Below are 22,015 nucleotides of genomic sequence, written 5' to 3'. Positions count from 1 at the left end.
CTCAGCCCTCAGCCCTCAGCCCAGAGCCCACAGCCCCTCGCCCGGAGAGACCGCGCCGATGCCGTACCCGTACGTCCTGCTGTCCGCAGCCGTCTCCCTCGACGGTTACCTCGACGACACCGGCCCCGACCGCCTGCTGCTCTCCAGCCCCGCCGACTTCGACCGGGTCGACGAGGTGCGGGCCTCCGTGGACGCGATCCTGGTCGGCGCCGGCACCATCCGCGCCGACAACCCCCGCCTCCTGGTCAACTCGCCCGAACGCCGGGCCGCGCGCCTGGCGGCCGGCAGGCCGGAGTACCCCCTCAAGGTCACGGTCAGCGGCTCCGGCGAGCTGGATCCGGCGGCGAAGTTCTGGCACACCGGCGGCGAGAAGGTCGTCTACACGACCGACAAGGGCGCCGAACGCGCGCGGTCACTCGGCCTCGCGGCCGACGTCGTGCCCCTCGGCCCCGGCCTCGACTGGCGGCGGCTCCTGGAACACCTCCACGACGTACGGGGCGTACGGCGGCTGATGGTCGAGGGCGGCGGAACCATCCACACCCAGCTCCTCCAGGAAGGCCTGGCGGACGAACTCCAGCTCGTCCTCGCCCCCCTCTTCGTGGGCACCCCGGACGCCCCCCGGCTCTTCGGTCCCGGGGGCTACCAGGGCGGACGGCTGCGACTCGTGGAGACGCGGCGCATCGAGGACGTCGTCCTGATGCGCTACGAGCCCACCGCGCCCGGCGCCGGCCCGCTCCCCACCGCCGCCGACCGGCACTGGCTGGCCCTCGCCTGCGAGCTGGCGGCCGCCTGCCCGCCGTCGCGGACGGCGTTCAGCGTGGGCGCGGTGGTGGTGGCCGCCGACGGGACCGAGCTGGCGCGCGGCCACTCCCGGGAGGCCGGCGACCCCGTCGTCCACGCCGAGGAGGCGGCCCTCGCCAAGATCGACCCCGGCGACCCCCGTCTGGCCACGGCCACCGTCTACACCAGCCTCGAACCCTGCACCCACCGCTCCTCACGCCCGACCCCCTGCGCCCGACTCGTCCTCGACGCGGGCGTTCCCCGGGTGGTGACGGCCTGGCGCGAGCCGGACACCTTCGTGACCGACGCCGACGGCACCGGACTGCTGACGGCCGCGGGTGTGGACGTCGTCGTCCTCCCGGAGTACGAGGAGCGGGCCAAGGCGCCCAACAGCCATCTCCTGTAGGGCCATTGGCCGAGCGGAGGTCCCTCGGGAAGCCTGCGGAGGGAAGCCCGGTAGGGAAGCCCGGCAGCGGGCCCTCAGGGAGGTCCCTCGGAGGTGCCCCGGGGGTCCAGGGGGAAGTCCCCTGGAGATCCCCCGAGGTCACCAGGGGGTCCCCGGGAGATCCCCGGGGAAGCCCCCAGAGAGGCCCCGGATCAACCCTGGTCTTTCGTGTCCCGCGGATGGCGTACACTGGTGTCATACCGACGCGGGGTGGAGCAGCTCGGTAGCTCGCTGGGCTCATAACCCAGAGGTCGCAGGTTCAAATCCTGTCCCCGCTACTGAAGGTCGAGGGCCGGAATCCTGATACAGGGTTCCGGCCCTCGGTGTGTTCACTCGCTCAATCAAGCTCACGGATCGTGATCGGATGAGCGCCCTGCGCATCACAACTGAGTCACCATCAAAAACGTTGTGACTGCTGAGATGTGGCCGGAGCGAGGTCAACTCGCCCGTTTTTCACCGCTCGTGGGGCGAAAGTCCAGGCCAGAAATGTTGTTGATCAAGAGGAACAGCTTGGAAACCCGGCCCCGCGTCTATTAACGTTCGATAACGCAGCGCGGTCGTCCCAGCCGTCACAAGAGGCGGCTCCGTGCGCACGCGCCGAATCCCGTAAGGGAACCGGGGAACCACCACCTTGGGGTGAATCACGCGTAAGCCGCCGTGGAACAACGGCCGGTATACGCGCGTAGGAGACCTTCCCGCTCCGAACCCGTCAGCTAACCCGGTAGGCGACGGAAGGAAAGGAGTACGCCCGCGTGGCGTCCAACCGGCCTGCCCCAGAAGCCCCCAGCGCGCCCAGCCAGACCTTCGGCTACGGCACCTACCGCACCGACGAGGGCCCCTGGGAGGAGTGGAACCCCACCGCGGAGTCCATTCGCCCGGTACGCGGTCGGCACCGCGTCGCCAAGCAGCGCGGCGGGCTCGCCCGCAGCTCCACCGTTCTCGGCGTCGGCGTCATAGCCGCCGTCGGCGCGGGCGGCATGGCCAGCGCCAACACCGGCAAGCCGCCGGTCTCCATCTCCATGCCGGACCTCCCCTCCGTGGGTTCCCTGATCTCGGACGACGACACCCCCGAGGAGTCCGCGCCCGCCCTCAGCACCTTCGGCACCACCGTCGCCGCGGACGACAGCAGCGAGAGCGCCTCCGACGCCGGCGAGGCGCTGCGCAGCCGGATCATGGCGCAGGCCGAGTCGCAGCAGACCCAGATCGAGGCCAAGGCCCAGGCCGCCGCCGAGGCCGCCGCGGCCAAGGCACAGGCCGATGCGGCCGCCAAGGCCAAGCAGGAGGCGGAGGCCAAGGCCGCCGCCGCGAAGAAGAAGGCCGCCGAGGAAGCCGCGAAGAAGGCCGAGGCCGAGCGCCTCGCCGAACTCGCCAAGCAGTACACGCTGCCGACCTCCTCGTACACCATCACCTCCACCTTCGGTCAGGCCGGCGCCTACTGGTCCTCCGGGTACCACACGGGCCTCGACTTCGCCGCCCCCACCGGCACCCTGATCAAGGCCGTGCACAGCGGCACCATCACGTCGGCCGGCTGGGACGGGTCGTACGGGTACAAGACCGTGCTCACCCTCGACGACGGCACCGAGGTCTGGTACGCCCACCAGTCCTCCATCAGCGTCAGCGTCGGCCAGAAGGTCGCCACCGGTGACGTCATCGGCCGCGTCGGCGCCACCGGCAACGTCACCGGCGCCCACCTCCACCTGGAGGTCCACCCGGGCGGCAGCGCCTCGGGCATCGACCCGGCGGCCTGGCTGCGGGACAAGGGGCTCAGCCTCTGAAGTCTTCCGGGGAATTTCCGGTGGTTCCCGGGGGTCGGTGAGGTCTCCCGTACACGACCCGGACGTTTCCCGGATGTTTGCGAACCCTTGGCCGGAGGCGTGGAATGCGCGCCTCCGGCCGAGGCGTTGACGAAGAGCATGACGTCTCTGCGCAAGCTCGGCTCCTCCGACCTCGAGGTCTTCCCGCTCGCCCTCGGCGGCGACGTCTTCGGCTGGACCGCCGACGAGGCGGCCTCCTTCGCCGTCCTGGACGCCTACACGGCCGCCGGCGGCAACTTCGTCGACACCGCCGACTCCTACTCGGCGTGGGCCGAGGGCAACGGCGGCGGTGAGTCCGAGACCCTGATCGGCAAGTGGGTCAAGGCCCGCGGCAACCGCGACGACGTCGTGATCGCGACGAAGGTGAGCCAGCACCCCGACTTCCAGGGGCTGACCGCCGCCAACATCAAGGCCGCCGCCGACGCCTCGCTGCGACGCCTGGACACCGACCACATCGACCTCTACTACACCCACTTCGACAAGCCCGAGGTGCCCGTCGAGGAGATCATCGGCGCGCTCGACGAGCTGGTGAAGGCGGGCAAGGTGCGGCACATCGCCGCCTCCAACATCTCCCCCGCACGCCTGCGGGCCTCCCTGGAGTTCTCCGACCGCGAGGGCCTCGCCCGGTACGTCGCCCTCCAGCCGCACTACAACCTGGTCTCGCGCGACACGTACGAAGGCGAGCTCCAGGACCTCGCCGACGCCTCCGACCTCGCCGCCGTGCCCTACTTCGCGCTCGCCTCCGGCTTCCTCACCGGCAAGTACCGGCCCGGTACGACCGTGGACAGCGCGCGGGCCGAAGGGGCCGGCAAGCACCTGGGGACCGAGCGGGGGCAGAAGGTCCTCGCCGCCCTGGACGAGATCGCCCGCGCCCACGACACCGAGGTCGCCACGGTGGCCCTGGCGTGGCTCGCGGCCCCGCCGACGGTGGCGGCGCCGATCGCCTCCGCGAGGACCGTGGAGCAGCTGCCGGCGCTGGTGGCGGTGGCCGAGCTGGAGCTGACCCGGACCGAGATCGGGCGGCTCACGCAGGCCTCGGTGTAAGGGCCCGCACTGCGGTGTCCGGTGGGGGGCGGCCCCTACGACGCAGGGCTCACGACATGCCGGTCACGGTTTCAGGCTCACGGCTTCCGGCTCAGGTTTTCCGGTTCGCGTTTTCCGGCGCACGGTTTCCGGTCTACGGCTGGTAGGGGCCGTACCCGGAATACCCGGGCTGCGCTGAGCGGGGGTGCGGGTACTGGTGCTGCGGGTGCGGCTGTGGGTGCGGCTGTGGGTGGGGCTGCTGATGGGGAAGCTGGTGCTGCGGATGCCGGGCCGGTCCCGTCGGATGCCCGTACCCCTGTCCGTGCCCGGGGACCCCGTAGACGGGCCAGGGCGGCATGACGACCTGGACCGGAGGCGCCGTCATACGGGCCGCGTGGTCCAGCGCGGGGCGGGCGATGTCCTTGCGGCGCCACAGCTCGTTCAGCAACTCCCGTTCCCGTACGACGAAGTCGGCGCCGGCCCGGCCGAGGCGTCCCCGGTGCCGTAGGAACGCGAGGGACGTCGCGTACGCCTCGTACCGCGCCACCTCTCGCGCGGCCGGCTTGCCCAGGTGCCGGCGGGCGTGGTCGCGGGCCAGCCGCCGGGCCCGCATCGAGCCGAGCGCGTACGGCTCCGCGGGGGTGAGCCAGCCCGCGGCCGCGTAGGCGGGCAGTTCCTCGCGTACGGTGCCCAGTTCCCGCTGGCGCGTCCACACCACCAGCCAGGTCAGCACCGCGAAGGCCGGCACCATGAACGCCCCGTACACCGCGAGGAAGCCCCACTCGCCGAGGGTCGCCGAGCCGTTCCACAAGGCGTGCATCGTCATCGCGAGCAGCAGACCGGACAGCGGGAGCAGGACGCGGCGTATGCGCTGCCCGTCCCCGGAGAGCGCGGCGATGCCGAAACCGATACCGGTCAGGACCGTGAACAGGGGGTGGGCGAACGGCGACATGATGACGCGCACGAAGAAGGTCGCGACGGTGACGGAGGCGATGCCGCCGTCCCCGGTGAGCTGGTCGGTGCCGAAGGCGTTGCCCAGGTAGAGGATGTTCTCGGTGAACGCGAAGCCGGTCGCGGTGATCCCGGCTATCACCACTCCGTCGACGATTCCGGTGAAGTCCCGCCTGCGGAAGAGGAAGACGAGGAGGACGGCGGCCGCCTTGGCGGACTCCTCGACGATCGGGGCGATGACCGTCGAGCCGAGGGTGTCCGCGCTGGAGGGGTCGGCGGTCGCCGTCGCTATCCATCGGGTGGCGAAGCTGTTGGCGACGATCGCTATCAGCGCCGCCGCGCACGCGCCCCAGGCGAACGCGAACATCAGGTTCCGCCAGGGGCCGGGCTCCACCCGGTCCAGCCACCGGAAGGCCGCGATGAGAAGGGGGACGGGCAGGACGGCGAGTCCCAGGCCCACCAGGAACCCGTGCGTGCCCGTCTGTTCGCGGACGAGGGCCAGGATGACCAGTCCGGAGAGCGCGAGCAGGGTGATCAGGGCGCCGTAACGCACCCACTTGTGCTGCCACCAGTGCGCGTGCCGGAGCACACCGCCCTCGGGTGTGCCGCCCGGCTGGGGCGGTTGCGGCGGGTGCGGCGGGTACGGGGGACTGATGGCCACGGCATCGACCCTAACGAGGGAGAGGACGGCGGTGGAGGCAATTCGGGGTCGGGGGCGGCAGGGACGGAGGTACGGAGGGACGGAGGGGCCGGCGGCGCGGGTGGTGGGGAGCCGCAGGGGCGTTTCGTTCAGCCGTGCTGTACGCGACGGAACAGCAGATCGTTCACCACATGACCCTTGTCCAAGCCCTGTCCCTCGAAACGGGTCAGCGGCCGGTAGTCGGGGCGGGGCGCGAAACCGCCGTCCGCCCGCGTGTTCTCGAAGTCCGGGTGCGCGGTGAGCACCTCGAGCATCTGCTCCGCGTACGGCTCCCAGTCGGTCGCGCAGTGCACCAGCGCGCCCGGCCTCAGACGCGTCGCGGCGAGGGTGAGGAACTCCGGCTGGATGAGGCGGCGCTTGTGGTGGCGCTTCTTGGGCCAGGGGTCGGGGAAGTAGACGCGCAGGCCGTCGAGGGAGTCCGGGGGGAGCATCTCGCGCAGCAGGATGATCGCGTCGCCGTTGCCGACCCGGATGTTGGTGAGGCCGTTGCGGTCGGCGAGGTTCAGCAGGTTGCCCTGGCCCGGCGTGTGGACGTCGACGGCGAGGATGTTGGTGTGCGGGTCCGCGGCGGCCATCCGGGCGGTGGCCTCGCCCATGCCGAAGCCGATCTCCAGGACGACGGGGTGGTCGTTCCCGAACAGCTCCGGGAGGTCGACGGGGCGACCGTCGATGTCGAGCCCCCACTTCGGCCAGAGCCGCTGGAGCGCGTCGGCCTGCCCCGCGGTCACCCGGCTGCGGCGCGGCTGGAAACTCCGGATCCGCCGCTCGAAGTGCGAGCCGGCGGGGTCGGCCTTGGGACCGTCCGGGAAGCGGGGCTCGCCCTTGGCACGGACGCGACGGAGCGACTCGCCGGAGGCGGGCCGGGAGGAGTCGGGGGCGTTGAGGGAATCAGACACAGTGGGATCGATTTTACGTGGGCGGGTGGGCGGGTGGGCGGGTGGGCGGGGGGACGGGTGGCTGTGGGTTCGCTCCGCTGTAGGGGTTCACTCTGCGGGTTCGCTCTGCGGGTTCGCTGTGTGGGCGGGGTGCGGGTTCGGGTGCCGGGGAGGGCGGGTGCCGGTACGGGTACGGGTCGGGGGGGCGGTGCGGTGGGGGTGCCCGCGCTGCCGGTGGGTGGCTGGGTGAGTCGACATCGTGGCCGTACGACGAGCCCGCCGCCGGCCGCGCCCCTCTGTCCGCTGTCCCGGTGGTCCGGTACTGGGGCCGGCCGGCCGGCGGGCTGCGCCGCACCGCCACGATCCACTCCCGTGCGGGTGCGGGTGCGGGTGCGGGTGCGGGTGCGGAGCGGGAGCGCCGTGGCGGAGCATCGCGGGGACGGACGGGACGGGCCGGGCGGTGGGGGCGAGGTCACTCGCCCAGGACTCCGAGCGCCCTGCGGGCCACCTCCCGGCCGATCGGCAGGGAGGCTGTCGCCGCGGGGGACGGTGCGTTCAGGACGTGGACCGCCCGCGGGCCCTCCCGTATCAGGAAGTCGTCCACCAGGCCGCCGTCCCGCAGGACCGCCTGCGCCCGTACTCCGGACGCCGCCCGCACCAGGTCGCCGTCCTCGACGGCCGGCAGCAGTCGGCGTACCGCGTCCGCGAAGGCCGCCTTGGACAGTGACCGGCGCAGCTCGCCGACGCCGTAGCGCCAGTGCCGTCGGGCCATGTGCCACACCCCGGGCCAGGCCGCCGTCGCCGCCGCCTCCCGGGGGCGTACGACTCCCCAGCCGTACCCTTCCCGGGCCAGCGCCGGTACCGCGTTGGGGCCGACGTGCACGCCTCCGTCGATGCCGCGTGTCAGGTGCACCCCGAGGAACGGGAACGCCGGATCGGGCACCGGGTAGACCAGGCCCCGCACCAGCTCGGGGCGCGCCAGCTCGTAGTACTCGCCGCGGAACGGCACGATCCGCACACCGGGCTCGTCGCCGGTCAGGCGGGCGATCTCGTCGCAGTGCAGGCCGGCGCAGTTCACCAGGACGCGTCCCCGGACGATGTCGCCGCGGGTGGTGCGGACGGCGACGCCGCGGTCCGGGCGTCGGTCGATGCGGGCCACCTGTGCGCCGTAGCGGATCTCCGCGCCGGACGCCTCGCCCAGTTGGCGGGCGACCGCCGTGAAGTCGCAGATGCCGGTCGTGCGCACGCGGATCGCCGCGAGGCCGCGGACCTCCGGCTCGTACTCCGCGATCTGGGCGGGGCCCAGTTCTCTGACCGGTATGCCGTTCTCCCGGCCGCGCTGGACGAGGGCGTGCAGGCGGGGCAGCTCGGAGCGGTCCGTGGCGACGATCAGCTTGCCGGTGACGGCGTGCGGGATGCCGTACTCCGCGCAGAACTTGATCATTTCGGCGGCGCCCCGGACCGCGAAGCGCGCCTTGAGGGAGCCGGGGCGGTAGTAGATGCCGCTGTGGATGACGCCGCTGTTGCGTCCCGTCTGGTGACGGGCCGGGCCGGGCTCCTTCTCCAGCACCGTCACGCGCGTCCCCGGCGCGGCGCGCGTGATCGCGTGCGCCGTCGACAGGCCGACGATCCCGCCGCCGATCACCAGCACGTCGCAGTCGTAGCCGATCGCCCGAGTCTCGCGCACCTGCACCACCTCCCGGCTTCGATAGTGCACTGCGCCACTGACAATGCCCTCAAACCCGTGGGAGGCGGGCCCGTGGCCCGTGGCCCGTGGCCCGTGCGGAGCGCCTACGCCGGGGCCAGCAGCGGTCGTGCCCGCTCGCGCAGCTCGACCACGCGGGGTTCGTCGCCGTACGGCTCGAGGCGGTGCAGGAGGTCCTTGACGTACTCGGTGGTGCGGGCCGAGGAGATGCGTCCGGCCACCTCCACCGCCCGCACGCCCTGCTCGCAGGCCGCGTCGAGGTTGCCCGACTCGAGCTCGGCGACCGCCGAGACGACGAGCCTGAGCCCGTGCGAGCGCACGAACTCCTCCGTCGGCTGCGACAGCGCCTGCTCCGTGAAGCGGCGCACCTGTCGTGGTGCCTTCAGGTCGCGGTAGCACTCGGCGGCGTCGGCGGCGAAGCGGTCGTAGGAGTAGAAACCCAGCCAGGAGGGGTCGTGGTCGCCGTCGCGGGCCCGCTCCAGCCAGCTCTCGGCGGCCTTGAGGGCCGCGCCGGCGGCCTGGGCGTCGCCCGCGCGCGCGTGGGCGCGTGCCTCGACCAGGCGGAAGAAGCTCATCGTGCGGGCCGTGGCCAGGCCACGGTTGCGCTCCAGGGCGGCCTGCGCGAGGTCGACGCCCTCGTCGCCGAAGCCGCGGTACGTCGCCTGGAGGGACATGGAGGCGAGGACGTAGCCGCCGAGGGGTACGTCCGCCGCTGCTCGCGCGAGGCGCAGTGCCTGGATGTAGTAGCGCTGCGCGGCTTCCTGCTGGCCGGTGTCGAAGGCCATCCAGCCGGCGAGACGGGTCAGTTCGGCGCTCGCCCCGAACAGGGCACGGCCGACCTCGTCGGAGTACGAGCCGAGCAGCAGCGGCGCCGCCTCCACCCGCAGGCACTCCGGCACCATGGACGAACGCCAGTCGCCGCCTCCGTACTTGGAGTCCCAGCGCCTGGCGTCCTCGGCGGCCTCCCGCAGTTTCTGCACATCGCTGTGGCCGACTTTGAGCGGTGCGCCGGAGCCCTCCAGGGAGTGTGCCTCGCGCGCCACCGAACTGTCGGCCGGGGTTATCAGCCACCGCGAGGCGGGCGTTGCGTACGCGCTTACTGCGAAGGAACCGGCCAGCGACTGCCAGATGCCGCCGGAGCCGGCCCGGCGGCCCGCGAGGTCGAGGCGGTACAGCTCCGTCGCCGAGCGCACGGCCTGGCCGACGTCCCTGGGGAAGGCGAGGCCCACTTCGGGCGCGGGATCCGCGTCCGCCAGGCCGATCTCGTGGAGCGGCACCGGCCGGCCGAGCTTCTGGCCGATCGCGGCCGCTATGAGGTGCGGTGCGGCGCCCTGCGGCACCATGCCCTTCGACACCCAGCGCGCCACCGACGTCTTGTCGTAGCGAAGGGTCAACCCACGTTGAGCGCCGAGGTCGTTGACACGCCGTGCGAGCCCGGCGTTGCTGATTCCCGCGAGGGCGAGAACGGCGCCGAGTTTTTCGTTCGGCCCGCGTTGCTCCCTGGACATTGCGCCACCCCTCGACACAGACGGCTGCCGCGCTGGCATAACCACGCGGCATTCGTAAACCCAGCGTAGTTCGCCGCATCCCAAGCGTTAAGGGGCATTCTTCCGGATGGCGGGATTGTGGCCCGTACGGAAGTACGGGCACCAGTACGGACGGTGGCGGCGTGCTCCCGCTGTGTGGCCGTGCGCCTGTCCGTGCGCTCTTCTCCGGCCATCGGGGGAGCGGTTCCATGGGTCTCGCGTGGGTCGGCCCGCTGTACTGGATCCAGTGGGCTGGGGGACACCGCCGCCACAATCCCCGCGGGCGGCGGAACGGTCCGGGAGGCGGTCTCCGTCTCCCGGACCGGCGCGCCGGTCGCGGCGCGCGACTGTGCACAGAGCGTGTGCGAAACGTGTGCGGGCCTGCCGCAACGGCGGCTCGCCGTCCCGGATTTGGCCGAAAATCGCCCCTGTGTTCTGTGGGTGATTGCGCTTCCCACCATGGAAATCGACGGCGCGCGGGGCGTTTTGGGGGAGCGTATCGGGGGCGCATTCGCGTCGCACACGCGGGGGTACACGCGGTGGCCGCCGCCCCGCGCGGGTGAGTGCCCACGGTCCCGCAGGTCGGCACGGGGGCGTTCACAGGGGCGCACTCCGGGGATCTCAAGCGGCGTCACCTCCTTCTGCGGCGCGTTCTTCGTGGCAGCATGTGAACCGTTCGTACGGTGCACTGGTTGTCCACAGCCTGTGGAGGCGTCGATGCGGTGGTTGGTGGGATGGAGCAGCACCGCCGCGGGCGCCGTCGGCCCCGGCGCCACAGGAGCGGGGGGCTACGGCGGTCCCGGCACGTACGCCGGTCCCGGCGAGGACGGCGGGCGCGTCGGGTTCGACGGCGAGACGCTGCAGCCGGTTGGCTCCCAACTCCTGTGGGGCGACCCGGATCCGCTGTGGGCGGTCGGCGACTGGCGGCCCGACGAGGTGCGCGTGGTGAAGGCCGACGCCCAGAACCGGATCGCCGTCCTCGGCACCTGCGGGGCGACGGACGAGCAGCTGCGCGTCGGGCTGTTCGCCGCGCGCGGAGGGGCACTTCGGCATCTGACGGCCTGGCCGGGCAGCTACACCGCGATCGTCCAGGCCGGCCGGCGTATCACCGTCTGCGGCGATCTGGCGGGTGCGCGCCCGGTGTTCCACACCCCGTGGGCGGGCGGCACGGCGTACGCGACGGCCGCGCTGCCGCTGGCCGACCTCATCGAGGCCAACCTCGACTTCGGCCACCTGGCGGCCCTCCTCGCCGCCCCCGACGTCCCGGCCGCCGTGCACGACTCCACGCCGTACGACGGCGTGCGACGCATTCCGCCGGGGCATGCGCTGATCCTGCGCGCCGGGGCGCGCGAGATCGCCGGGTACGAGCCGGTCGCCTCCCTCGCCGTGGCGGCGCCCCCGGCCGACCCGGACAGCGCGGTCGACGCCGTGCGGGACGCCCTCGTCGAGGCGGTACGCGCGCGTCTGTCCGCGCCGCGGCATGTCCCCGACATCGACCCCGGTCCGGTGCCCGGCATGGGACCCGCCGAACGGCGTGCCGCGCGCGGGATGCCGGTCCCGGGTATCGGGGCCGACCTGTCCGGCGGTCCCGCCTCGGGCACGCTGGCCCTGCTGGCGGCCGGCCTGCCCGGCAGACCCGGCACGCTCCTGGGCCACGGCACCGGCGCCGGCGAGCGCCTGCTGGCCGTCACCTTCAACGACCTGGCCGTCGGCGGCCACGAGGCGGAAGTGGAGCGGGCCGGCACCCTCGCGGCCAACCCGCGCCTGCACCACGTCGTCGTGGCCGGCGGCGAGGAGAGCCTGCCGTACGCCGACCTGGACGGCCCCCTGACCGACGAGCCCGGGCCGAGCCTGGTGACGGCCGCCCGCCACCGCGCGCGCCTCGCCGCCGGCAGCGCCGACCACTTCACGGGCTACGGCGCCCGCCAGGTCCTCGACGCCCACCCGGCCCGCCTCGCCGACCTGTTGATGGACCGCAAGCGCCGCCACCTCGTCCGGCCCGTCGCCGCCCTGACGAAGGCGGACGGCTCCGTGCTCGTCCCCGCGCGCGTGTACGGCGCCGCCCGCCGGCTGGCCCGTACGCCGTACCGGGCGGGCGTGGAGGGCCTCGCCGAGCGGCTCCTGCACCGCCGCTTCGACGACCCCGCGGGTGCCGCGGGGGCCGTGGGAGCCTCCCTGGCCGCTCTCGTCTGGGGCGGGCCCGGGCCGGCCGCCCGCTGGCTGACCGGTGAGGCACTGGCCGAAGTATCGGTTCGCCTCCAGCAGATGGCGCACCGCGCCGGCGTGGGCCCCGGCCAGCGTCCCGGCGACTATCGCGCGCGTGCCGCCCTCGCCCGCCATGCCGCGGACCTGCGCGTCCTGGAGCAGGCCGCCGAGATCCGCTCCCAGCGCCTGCACGCGCCGTTCCTCGACAACCAGGTCGTCCGCGCCTGCCGGGCGCTCCCCGAGACCCTGCGCGTCCAACCCGGGGCGCGCGCCGCGATCCTGCGCACCGTCCTCAGGAGCTCCGGCGTCGCCGACCTCCCGCCCGGCTGGGGCGCCCCCTCCCTCGGCTCCACCACCGCCGCGGCCCGCGCGGGCCTGCGCATGGCCGCGGACCCCCTCCTCGCCCTCTTCGACGCCCCCCTCCTCGCGGAGGCCGGCCTGGTCGAGGCCAGAGTCGTCCGCAAGGCCCTCCGAGGCGCGGCGGCGGGCGAACCCCTCCCCCTGGACGGCCTCGCCGACCTCGTCTCCCTCGAACTCTGGCTCCGCCGCCTCCTGTCCCGCCGGGGGACGTGCTGGACGGGCACCCCGGCACGCGCGCGTGCGGTCCCGGCGGGGATCGCGCCGCAGAGGCGGGCGGTCTCCTCCGGGGGATGAGGGGATGAGGGGACGGGGTCCGGGGTCCGGGAGCACCACCCCGTCGAGGCGGTCGTGCGGCCCGGCCACCGGGCGAACCTCCCCCGGCCGACGAGGTCCCAGGGAAGGGGTACGGCCCGGTCGCCGCCCACGACCTCCGGGGACGCCCACAGCCGGACCCCGCCGGCGTGCACCGCTGACCTCGCCGAGCCTCGTCGTGAGGTCGTCGACGCCGGCGACAGGGCGTCGTGAGGAGGCGCGTGCCCGGTGGGTCGACGGTGACCGGAGGGGAGCCGCCGTGGACGTCACTCCGCGCGCGTACCACCGCTCGCCGACCAGGGCAGCCGGGGGTCCCGCCACACCCAGCCGCTGCCGCCGAGCCGGATCCCGGGCCCGGTGCCGTCGCTCTCGACGTCGAAGGACAGCTCGCCGAACCGGTGGACCGTCGGGGCGGCCGGGGGAGCGGGCGCAGGCGTCGGGGGCGGTGTCGGGGCCGGAGAAGGCGTGGGGGTCGGTGTGGGCGAGGGGGGAGGCGTCGGGGCGGGCGCCGGCTGCCGGGCGGGTGAGGGGGCGGGCGTCGGCGTGGGGGCCGCGGCCGGGACGATCACCGCCGACTCCGGCTCCCGCTCGGGCTCCTCCGGCGTGCGGGTGGGCGGCTCCGGCCCCGGCTCCTCGGGCAGGACCACCGGCGCGGAGGCGGGGGGCTCCGCCACCGGCTGCCCGGCAGGGCTGTCGTCGCCGACCAGGGCGAGGACCGCCACCGCGGCCGCCACCGCGACCACACCGGCCGCGACACCGGCCTTCACCGGCGTCCCCAGCCCCTCCGAGACCGCCGCACCACCACCCCCGGCAACCGCCCCGCCCGACGAACCGCCGCCCGTCGCGGCGGCCGCGCCCGCGACGCCCGCCCCGGCGCCGCCGGAGACGAGCGCGGCCGCCTTGGCGTAGCCGGCGGCGCCGAACCAGCCGATCACCGCGACCGGCACGGCGGCGGGGATGCCGCCGGCGACCTCCTCGATCTGGAGGGCGGCCAGCCGGCACCTGGCGCACTCCTCCAGGTGCTTGCGCAATCCCCGCTCGGCGCGGGTGCGCAGACGGCGGCGGGCGTGGGTGCCGAGCCGGTCGGCGTAGCGGGCGCACTCCTCGTCGCTGGTGAGGGTGGCACTGACGTGGGCCTGGAGGTACGCCTGCTTCAGGCCCTCGCGGGCCCGGCTGGCGAGGACGCGGGTGCCGTTCGCGTCGAGTCCGAAGAGCGTGGCGACCTCGCTCGGCGACTCGTCCTCGACCTCGGTGTGCCACAGCACGGCCTGCCAGCGCTCCGGCAGCGAGCGGAAGGCCCGCATGGCCATGGACCGCTCGGCCTCGTCCATCGCGCGCACGTCGGCGCCGAGGTCGAGCGTGTCACCGCCGTCGGTCTCGGAGGAGCGGGTGGCCTGCGTCGCGAACACCGCGAAGTCGTCGACGAGCTGCTCGCGTCTCGCCGACCGCGTCCAGCCGGCGGCGACACGACGGACGGAGGTGAGCAGATAGGGGCGTACGGCGTGCTCGGGGCCGCAGCCGCCGCGTACCGCCTGGAGCATGCGGGCGAAGACCTCGGCGGTGAGGTCGTCGGCGGTGTGGGCGTCCCGGCAGCAGGTGCGCGCGTACCGGCGCACGGCGTCGGCGTGGCGCCGGTACAGCTCCTCGTACGCCGTGTCGTCGCCCGAACGCATCCGCCCGATGAGGTCGGCGTCGCCCGGCGGCACACTCGCCGGTGGCGGCAGGAGGCCGCCGTCCACCCCCCGCTCGCGCTGTGCCGGAACGCCGCCCTGCGGCGGTACGGCCGCGGCGGCGTCACGGTGCAGGGGCGCCCCGGCGCGCCCGCCCTGACTCGCCACCTGCGGGGAGATCCGGCCACCGGCCTCCGCGTCACCGTCGCCCGGTGACCCGTCCCGCCCGTCAACACTCATCGCGGAAAGCCCTCGCCGCCTGCTCAACCCGTCCCGACCAGCGTCAGAGTGCCACAGCGGCTCTGGTCGAGGACCCGACGGACGAGGCCGCCCACTCGTCCGTGGGGACTTGTCGCCTCTCCGTACGAGGGTTCACCCCGACGGGGTGGGTGCGACTGCCGTGCCATGGGGGACGGTTGGGTCGCCTGCGCGAAGTGCCGGGCTCGTCTCTCCGTCCCAGGGTTCACCCGGACGGGGTGGGTGCGACTGCCGTGCCGTGGGCGACGGTTGAGTCACCTGCCCGACGTGCCGGACTCGTCCGGTCCGGCGGGCCGGGGGCGGAGCGCCAGGGCGCCCCACCCCACAGCGGAACCGGTCCTCACAGAGCCGGGCGGGACCGCAGACCCTCCAGCAGGATGTCCAGCAGTCGCGCCGAAGCCGCCGCCTGCTGTGCCGCGTCCGGCAGCGAGGGAGCCGCCGTCGCGATCACCAGCAGGACGTCCGACACCGACACGTCCGGCCGCAGCTCACCCGCCGCGCGCGCCCGCTCCACGAGCTGGCCCACCACGTCGAGCAGCGCCGCCGCCCCCGCGTCGTCCACGGTGGCCGGCACGCCCTCCTCGGGCACCAGCCGCAGCTCACCGCCGACCGGCTGGGACCGCTGCTGCGGCACCCGCGCCTCGTCGGCCACGGAGCCCTCGGTGCCCTCGTCGGAGACCCCGACCCTGAGCACCTGCGGCGGCAGCAGCCGCCCGGCGCCCGAGGCCACCGACGTCCGCAGGAAGCGTGAGAGCGCCGACCACGGCTCGTCCTCCTGGCCGAGCGCCGCTCGCGCCTGGTCGGTCAGCCGGGAGGTCTCCTCCTCGGCTATCCGGCGCACCAGGACGTCCTTGCTGGGGAAGCGCCGGTACACCGTGCCGACCCCGACCCGCGCGCGCCGCGCCACGTCCTCCATCGGCGCGCCGTATCCCAGCTCGCCGAAGACCTCGCGCGCCGCGCGCAGTACGTGCTCCAGATTGCGCTGTGCGTCCACGCGCAGCGGCGTGGTCCGCGGGCCGTCCCCGCGTCCGTTGCCCACCGCCGCACTCACCGCGCCGCCCGGTGCAAGGGCGGACGCGGACGACCAATGCGTGTCCTGAATGTGCATGAATGATCCCCCGGTAATGACGTCTCCCCCCGGAGACTCTCCCCGCCATCGAAAGCCGGGGCGCATGGAACGAGGGATCTCCGCCCGGACCCGCTGCACGCGAACCCGAAGAGCGCTTCCCCCTACACCCCGTCGACAGACGAACATAGTTGAGAGGCAGTCAATTCAGAAGAGGCAGGTTCCGCACGGAGCGCCCCTCGATCGGAGTACGGGTCGCATACGTCCCGATTGCGCCCCTTCCCGCACTCCGGCGCACGCCGTTGACCTGCGCTCTCTCCTCCACGCCCCTGTTTCGGCCAACCCCGCGCGCACCGGGCCCCGTGTCACACGAATGGTCGGGCCTGTGGACAAACTCCGGCGTCGGGTGCGTCATGGGATGGTGAAGGAACGTGCGCGCATTCTCGTTGTCGGCGGTGGCTACGTCGGGATGTACACGGCCCTGCGGCTCCAGCGGAACCTCAGACAGGAACTGGGCCGGGGCGAGGCCGAGATCACGGTCGTCACCCCCGACCCGTACATGACGTACCAGCCGTTCCTGCCGGAGGCCGCCGCCGGTGCCATCTCCCCCCGCCACGTCGTCGTCCCGCTGCGCCGCGTCCTGCCGCACTGCCGGGTCGTCGTCGGCGAGGTCACCGCCATCGACCACGCCAAGCGCACCGCCACCCTCACCACCCTCGCCACCGACGAGGAGGGCACCGGCCCCCGGCAGCTGTCGTACGACGAACTCGTCCTCGCGCCCGGTTCCGTCTCCCGCACGCTGCCCGTCCCGGGCCTCGCCGACTACGGCATCGGCTTCAAGACCGTCGAAGAGGCCATCGGCCTGCGCAACCACGTCATCGAACAGATGGACATCGCCTCCTCCACCCGCGACCCCGCGATCCGCGACGCCGCCCTCACCTTCGTCTTCGTCGGCGGCGGCTTCGCGGGCGTCGAGGCGCTCGGCGAGCTGGAGGACATGGCCCGCTACACCACGCGCTACTACCACAACGTCACGCCCGAGGACATGAAGTGGATCCTCGTCGAGGCCTCCGACCGGATCCTGCCGGAGGTCGGCGAGGACATGGGCCGCTACACGGTCAGCGAACTGCGCCGCCGCAACATCGACGTCCGCCTGGGCACCCGCCTGGAGTCCTGCGCGGACCGCGTCGCCGTCCTCAGCGACGGCGCCCGCTTCCCGACCCGTACGGTCGTGTGGACCGCCGGCGTCAAACCCCACCCGCTCCTCGCGGCCACCGACCTGCCCCTCACCGAGCGGGGCCGGCTGAAGTGCACGCCCGAGCTGACGATCGAGGGCGTCACGCACGCCTGGGCCGCGGGAGACGCCGCAGCCGTCCCCGACGTCACCGCCCGCGAACCCGGCGCGCTCACCGCTCCCAACGCCCAGCACGCCGTACGCCAGGCCAAGCTCCTCGCCGACAACATCGCGCACTCCCTGCACGGCCGGCCCCTCCAGACGTACTCCCACAAGTACGTCGGCTCGGTCGCCTCCCTCGGACTGCACGAGGGCGTCGCGCACGTCTACGGGCGCAAGCTCAAGGGCTACCCCGCCTGGTTCATGCACCGCGCCTACCACCTCAGCCGCGTGCCCACCTTCAACCGCAAGGCACGCGTGCTCGCCGAATGGACGCTGTCGGGGCTGTTCAAGCGGGAGATCGTCTCGCTCGGTTCACTCGAACACCCCCGTGCGGAGTTCGAACTGGCCGCGGGTGGAAAAACTTCCCACGACCGGAAGGACGGTCCGCGGGGCGACTCGGACAACAACCCGAAGGGGTTGTCCTGACCGGACCCAGGAACTAGCCCGGCCGCCCCGGCGTCTGACGGATGTCGGCCCGGACGGCCACACTGCCAGACTGCTGCCCGAGCCCTTCCCCGAGCCCTTCACCACGCTCCTCCCAACCCCCTCTCCAAGCCCTCCCCGAGCCCTCATCAACCCCCTCTCCCAGCCCCTCTCCAACCCGTCCCCGAGCCCCGGCGGGCCACCGCCCGCCCCGCGACCTGACGAGGCTGTTCCCACGTGCTGCATTTCCCGGGTGCTGCAACAATGTGCGGTCACCGCCGCGCGGCCCCCGGAGCCCAGGCCGGGCCCGGAGCCGGCCGTCGACGACTACACGAGGCAAGGATTCGTGAACTTCACGCGCTGGAGCGCCCGGCTCCCCGGAACGCAGCGCCGCGCCGCCGCGCGGGCCGAGCACACGGTCACCACCACGGACCGACGGAGCGAGGGCTCCGTACCCGCGGCCCGCGTCGAACAACTCACCGACGAGCCGCCCCCGGTCCCCGCCGTCGACGAACTCCCGGTCCGTGAGGTCCTCGACCGCGTCCCGGCCCTCGTCGCCCTCGTCCACGGCCCCGACCACCGCCTCGCCTACGTCAACGACGCCTACACGGCGGCCTTCGGCGCACGACCGCCCGGCGAACCGGCTGCCGAAGCCCTCCCCGAACTGCGCGACCTCGGCCTCGTACCCCTCCTCGACCAGGCCCTGCGCAGCGGCAAGCCCCGCACCCTGAAGTCCCGCAGGGCCCCCGACGGCCGCTCCTACACCTTCACCTGCACCCCGGCCGCCGAGAACAACGGCGACGGCGCGGTCCTCGTCTTCGCCACCGACGTCACCGACCACGCCGAGGCCGCCGAACGCCTCCGGGCCAGCGAACGCCGCCAGCGCGAGACCGCCGTCACCCTCCAGCGCTCCCTGCTCCCCCAGGAACTCGAACACCCGGACGACCTGCGCATCGCCGCCACCTACCAGCCCGGCGGCACCGAGGCCGCCGTCGGCGGCGACTGGTACGACGTCATCACCCTCGGCGGCGGCCGCACCGCCCTCGTCATCGGCGACGTCATGGGCCGCGGCGTCCGCGCGGCCGCCGTCATGGGCCAGCTGCGCACCGCCGTCCGCGCCTACGCCCGCCTCGACCTCCCCCCGCACGAGGTCCTCCAGCTCCTCGACGGCCTCGCCACGGAGATCGACGCCAACCAGATCGCCACCTGCGCCTACGCCGTCCACGACCCGAACGAGGGGCAGCTGGTGTACGCCTCCGCCGGTCACCTGCCCATCCTGGTCCGCGACGAGACCGGCGCCGTCCAGCGCGCCGACGAACCCACCGGCCCCCCGCTCGGCACCGGCGGCTGGATGCACGCCTCCGGCTCGATCCCCCTCGGCCCCGGCTCCACCGCCGTCCTCTACACCGACGGCCTCGTGGAACGCCGGGACGAGGACCTCGACGAAGGCATCGCCTCCCTCGAGCGCGCCCTGGCCGGCGCGACCGGCACCCCCCAGGTGGTCTGCGACCGCCTGGTCCGCTCGGCGGGCGTCACCGCCGACCACGACGACGACGTCGCCGTCCTCGTCCTCCAGCACCCCCACCGCACCGGCGCCGACGGCGAACTGTTCCGCAACGCGGCCCTGGAACTCCTCGGCGGCGTGGAAGCCGCGCCACGCGCGCGTGCCTTCGCCTCCGGCGTCCTCACCAGCTGGCGCTTCCCCGCCGACCTGCACGACCTCGGCGTCCTCGCCACCAGCGAACTCGTCGCCAACTCCCTCCAGCACGGCACCCCGCCCATGCGGCTGCGGCTGCGCCGCACCGACCGCCGCCTGATCATCGAGGTCACCGACGGCGACGACCACCTCCCGCGCCGCCGCCGCGCGGAACCCGGCGACGAGTCCGGCCGCGGCATCGCGATCGTGGCGACCATCGCCTCCAACTGGGGCAGCAGACGCACCCCGGGCGGCGGCAAGGCGGTGTGGTGCGAGTTCGTCCTGCCCCGCGGCACGGCCTGACGAGCACACGAAAGGCGGCCGTCGTCCACGACGACGGCCGCCTCTCCTACCGCCTCACGCCTCGGCGGCCACCGGCTCCGCGGCGGCTCCGCCCCGGGCGACCACCCGCTTGCGCCCCAGCCACGGCTGGTTCTGCACAGCGGTGAGCTGCCGCCCCAGCCGCACGGCGAGGACGCTGATCCCCAGCGAGAACAGCAGGAACACCACGATGTACGGCACGTGCAGAGAGGCCCCCATCGGCCCGCCCACGGCCGGCCCGACCGCCAGCGCCAACTGCTTCACCAGGGCGAACGCCGAGTTGTACTGCCCCGCCAGCCCGTCCGGCGCCAGATCGGCGACCAGCGGCGCGACGGTCGGCGACAGCATGGCCTCACCCAGCCCGAACAGCGCGTACGTCGACACGAACGCCGCCGTGGCCATCTCCTGACTGCCGTGCCCGAGCCCCGCGTACCCGGCCACGGCCCACGCCACGGCCCAGATCAGCCCCACGGCCGCGATCACCCGCGACCGCTTCTGCCGCTCGACGAACCGCAGCACGGCGAACTGCGCGACGACGATCATCGCGGTGTTCGCGGCGAGGGCGGTCCCCAGCGCGGACGTGGAGATCCCCGCGGCCTCGACCCCGTACGCACTCAACCCGGACTCGAACTGCCCGTAGCAGGCGAAGAACAGCACGAAGCCCAGCACGCACAGCTGCACCATGGCCCGGTTCCCCAGCAACTGCTTCCAGCTCCCCTTCGCGGACCCCCGCGGCGCGTCCCCGACCCGCGGCGAGTGCGGCATCCGCACCGTCGCCATCACCACGACCAGCAGCAGGAACATCGCCGCCTCGATCGCGAACAGCAGCGTGAACGAGGACACGCGCGTGGTGTCGACGAGATGCCCGCCGATGAGCCCCCCGACACCGAGCCCGAGGTTCTGCAGGAAGAACTGCGTCGCGAAGGCCCGCGACCGCGTCTCCGCGGTCGAACAGTCCACGATCATCGTCGCGAGCGCCGGCTGCATCACGGCCTGCCCGGCCCCGAGCAGCGCCGCCGCGGCCAGTACGGCGGCGGCGTCGCCCGCGAGCCCCAGGCTCAGCGCGCCCAGCGCGGCGGTGACCAGGGCGGTGAGGAGGACCGGCAGGGGGCCTCGCCGCACGATCGCCCGGCCGGCGAACGGCAGCACGATCAGCGCGGCCACGGCGAAGACGGCGAGGACGAGCCCCGCCGTCACGGCACCGAGACCCCGCACCTGCGCCACGTAGACGTACAGGTAGGGGACGGTGAAGCCGAGCCCGAACGCGCTGAGTGCGTTGCCCACGTGGATCCGGCGCATCGCTGCGCCCATCGCCCTGGTCACGTTCACCTCTCTCAGATAGCCGCTCGCTAGTTGCGAAGCGACAGTACTTAGAACCGAAGACTTCGAAGATAAATTTCGAAGCTAAACAGTACAGGACGAAGAACTTCAACGCGAACGACCCGCGTGCGATACTGACGGCCATGGGCGACACCTCCGGCAGCACAGGCATCGGCAGCGAGCCGACCCTCGAAGAGCAGATCGCCGCCTACCAGCGCGAGTTCCAGGACCTCGACCCCCAGGTCGAGAAGATCGTTTCGGCGCTCTCCCGCCTGAACCGCCGGATGAACGTCGCCTACGGCCGCCAGACCGCCGCCCTCGGCATCAGCAACGCCGACTGGGAGGTCCTCAAGGAACTCGTGCTCTCCGGCGCCCCCTACCGCATGGGCCCCAGTGACCTGGCCAAGCGCCTCGGTCTGACGCCGGCCGCGATGACCCACCGGATCGACCGCATGGTTGCCGAGGGACTGGTGACCCGTGAAAGGGACGAGTCCAACCGGGTCCGGGTGATCGTGGAGCTGACGCCCGAGGGCCGTGAGAAGTGGCTGGAGGCGATGCGACTGGCGACGGTCTTCGAGGAGGATCTGCTCCAGGACCTCTCCGCCGAGGACCGCACGGCCCTCGGTGACGTCCTGACCAGGCTGCTCCGGCGGGTGGAACACGCCCAGCCGGACGCCGGCGGACGTCTCGCCGACCTCGACTAAAAGATCTTGACAGGGGGTGCTTGACACCCCCCTCCCCGATACGTAGAGTTCTTCGGGTTGCCGGGGAGCCGTAACGGTTCTTCGACACCACATCCGCCGCAGTAGCGGCACCTCACACCACAGCAAGATCTCCCAGCGAGGTCGAATTCGGCGTGCCCGAATTCGATATTCGATTTGGGTCCGGCAGCTCGATCACCTCGATTAGCGCTCGCCGGGACGGATCCGCTAAGGTTTGGGACGTCGGAACGGCCCAAGGGCCGGGAAGGCAACCCCCTCTGACGGGGAATCAGGGCCGAAAGGATCTGATAGAGTCGGAACCGCCGGAAAGGAAACCGCGAAACAAAAGCGGGAACCTGGAAAGCACCGAGGAAATCGGATCGAGAAAAGATCTGATAGAGTCGGAAACGCAAGACCGAAGGGAAGCGCCCGGAGGAAAGCCGCGAGAGAGTCTCTCGGGTGAGTACA

Annotated in this window: 13 protein-coding genes, 1 tRNA gene, 1 pseudogene and 1 riboswitch; of the genes and pseudogenes, 8 read left to right on the top strand and 7 right to left on the bottom strand. The window is 73.1% G+C overall.

The window, feature by feature from the left end; genetic code table 11:
• The first annotated feature begins 58 nt into the window (after window positions 1-58).
• The 4 genes from ACF1A1_RS04420 (at window position 59) to ACF1A1_RS04405 (ending at window position 4,083) form a co-directional block, all read left to right on the top strand.
• Window positions 59-1,186 (top strand): dihydrofolate reductase family protein, encoded by a 1,128-nt coding sequence (locus tag ACF1A1_RS04420; RefSeq protein ID WP_391645361.1) that lies wholly within the window; start codon window positions 59-61, stop codon window positions 1,184-1,186.
• A 243-nt stretch (window positions 1,187-1,429) separates the two neighbouring features.
• Window positions 1,430-1,503: transfer RNA gene (locus ACF1A1_RS04415), tRNA-Met, on the top strand.
• A 307-nt stretch (window positions 1,504-1,810) separates the two neighbouring features.
• Window positions 1,811-1,970: riboswitch (cyclic di-AMP (ydaO/yuaA leader) on the top strand.
• 7 nt (window positions 1,971-1,977) lie between these two features.
• Window positions 1,978-3,000: a M23 family metallopeptidase gene (locus tag ACF1A1_RS04410; RefSeq protein WP_391645359.1), complete on the top strand. Its 1,023-nt coding sequence runs from the start codon at window positions 1,978-1,980 to the stop codon at window positions 2,998-3,000.
• A 138-nt stretch (window positions 3,001-3,138) separates the two neighbouring features.
• Complete coding sequence (locus tag ACF1A1_RS04405; RefSeq protein ID WP_391645357.1) at window positions 3,139-4,083, top strand: aldo/keto reductase; 945 nt, start codon at window positions 3,139-3,141, stop codon at window positions 4,081-4,083.
• Window positions 4,084-4,216: 133 nt separating this feature from the next.
• On the opposite strand, the gene ACF1A1_RS04400 is transcribed toward ACF1A1_RS04405, so the two are convergent.
• From ACF1A1_RS04400 to ACF1A1_RS04385, 4 genes are all read right to left on the bottom strand, one after another.
• The gene (locus ACF1A1_RS04400; protein WP_391645356.1) at window positions 4,217-5,674 is read right to left on the bottom strand and encodes a PrsW family intramembrane metalloprotease; all 1,458 of its coding nucleotides are present in this window, start codon (window positions 5,672-5,674) and stop codon (window positions 4,217-4,219) included.
• Window positions 5,675-5,802: 128 nt separating this feature from the next.
• Window positions 5,803-6,609, bottom strand: coding sequence for a tRNA (guanosine(46)-N7)-methyltransferase TrmB (trmB, locus tag ACF1A1_RS04395; RefSeq protein ID WP_391645354.1), 807 nt, complete (start codon window positions 6,607-6,609; stop codon window positions 5,803-5,805).
• Between the two features lie 451 nt (window positions 6,610-7,060).
• The gene (gene lhgO / locus ACF1A1_RS04390; protein ID WP_391645352.1) at window positions 7,061-8,305 is read right to left on the bottom strand and encodes an L-2-hydroxyglutarate oxidase; all 1,245 of its coding nucleotides are present in this window, start codon (window positions 8,303-8,305) and stop codon (window positions 7,061-7,063) included.
• Between the two features lie 74 nt (window positions 8,306-8,379).
• The gene (locus tag ACF1A1_RS04385; RefSeq protein ID WP_391645350.1) at window positions 8,380-9,801 is read right to left on the bottom strand and encodes an MFS transporter; all 1,422 of its coding nucleotides are present in this window, start codon (window positions 9,799-9,801) and stop codon (window positions 8,380-8,382) included.
• Between the two features lie 735 nt (window positions 9,802-10,536).
• Here ACF1A1_RS04385 and ACF1A1_RS04380 point away from each other — a divergent pair.
• Complete coding sequence (locus ACF1A1_RS04380; protein WP_391645348.1) at window positions 10,537-12,678, top strand: asparagine synthase-related protein; 2,142 nt, start codon at window positions 10,537-10,539, stop codon at window positions 12,676-12,678.
• 24 nt (window positions 12,679-12,702) lie between these two features.
• On the opposite strand, the pseudogene ACF1A1_RS04375 reads toward ACF1A1_RS04380, so the two are convergent.
• Window positions 12,703-14,606: pseudogene (locus ACF1A1_RS04375) on the bottom strand (sigma-70 family RNA polymerase sigma factor); the annotation flags it as partial.
• Window positions 14,607-14,964: 358 nt separating this feature from the next.
• Window positions 14,965-15,732, bottom strand: a complete 768-nt coding sequence (locus ACF1A1_RS04370) for a TetR/AcrR family transcriptional regulator (protein ID WP_391645346.1) — start codon at window positions 15,730-15,732, stop codon at window positions 14,965-14,967.
• A gap of 376 nt (window positions 15,733-16,108) precedes the next feature.
• Here ACF1A1_RS04370 and ACF1A1_RS04365 point away from each other — a divergent pair, with 376 nt between their 5' ends.
• A complete protein-coding gene (locus tag ACF1A1_RS04365; RefSeq protein ID WP_391645344.1) occupies window positions 16,109-17,512 on the top strand; it encodes an NAD(P)/FAD-dependent oxidoreductase in 1,404 nt (467 codons plus the stop codon).
• A gap of 343 nt (window positions 17,513-17,855) precedes the next feature.
• Window positions 17,856-19,508, top strand: coding sequence for a SpoIIE family protein phosphatase (locus tag ACF1A1_RS04360; RefSeq protein WP_391645342.1), 1,653 nt, complete (start codon window positions 17,856-17,858; stop codon window positions 19,506-19,508).
• Between the two features lie 54 nt (window positions 19,509-19,562).
• Here ACF1A1_RS04360 and ACF1A1_RS04355 read toward each other — a convergent pair whose 3' ends face one another.
• Window positions 19,563-20,837 carry an MFS transporter gene (locus ACF1A1_RS04355; protein ID WP_391646362.1) on the bottom strand — a complete coding sequence of 425 codons (1,275 nt, stop codon included), beginning with the start codon at window positions 20,835-20,837 and terminating at the stop codon, window positions 19,563-19,565.
• A 152-nt stretch (window positions 20,838-20,989) separates the two neighbouring features.
• On the opposite strand from ACF1A1_RS04355, the gene ACF1A1_RS04350 reads away from it, so the two are divergent.
• The gene (locus tag ACF1A1_RS04350; protein WP_391645340.1) at window positions 20,990-21,550 is read left to right on the top strand and encodes a MarR family winged helix-turn-helix transcriptional regulator; all 561 of its coding nucleotides are present in this window, start codon (window positions 20,990-20,992) and stop codon (window positions 21,548-21,550) included.
• Window positions 21,551-22,015 lie beyond the last annotated feature (465 nt).

Source organism: Streptomyces sp. NPDC014995 (assembly GCF_043080745.1).
Lineage (GTDB): Bacteria > Actinomycetota > Actinomycetes > Streptomycetales > Streptomycetaceae > Streptomyces.
The sequence above is the reverse complement of the archived record's forward strand: the minus strand, read 5'-3'. Positions and strand labels throughout refer to the sequence as shown.

Coding starts and splice junctions, on each gene's coding strand:
- ACF1A1_RS04405 (WP_391645357.1), top strand. CDS start 3,139: ATGACGTCTCTGCGCAAGCTCGGCTCCTCCGACCTCGAGGTCTTCCCG.
- ACF1A1_RS04350 (WP_391645340.1), top strand. CDS start 20,990: ATGGGCGACACCTCCGGCAGCACAGGCATCGGCAGCGAGCCGACCCTC.
- ACF1A1_RS04365 (WP_391645344.1), top strand. CDS start 16,109: ATGGTGAAGGAACGTGCGCGCATTCTCGTTGTCGGCGGTGGCTACGTC.
- ACF1A1_RS04380 (WP_391645348.1), top strand. CDS start 10,537: ATGCGGTGGTTGGTGGGATGGAGCAGCACCGCCGCGGGCGCCGTCGGC.
- ACF1A1_RS04355 (WP_391646362.1), bottom strand. CDS start 20,837: ATGGGCGCAGCGATGCGCCGGATCCACGTGGGCAACGCACTCAGCGCG.
- ACF1A1_RS04370 (WP_391645346.1), bottom strand. CDS start 15,732: ATGCACATTCAGGACACGCATTGGTCGTCCGCGTCCGCCCTTGCACCG.
- ACF1A1_RS04385 (WP_391645350.1), bottom strand. CDS start 9,801: ATGTCCAGGGAGCAACGCGGGCCGAACGAAAAACTCGGCGCCGTTCTC.
- ACF1A1_RS04420 (WP_391645361.1), top strand. CDS start 59: ATGCCGTACCCGTACGTCCTGCTGTCCGCAGCCGTCTCCCTCGACGGT.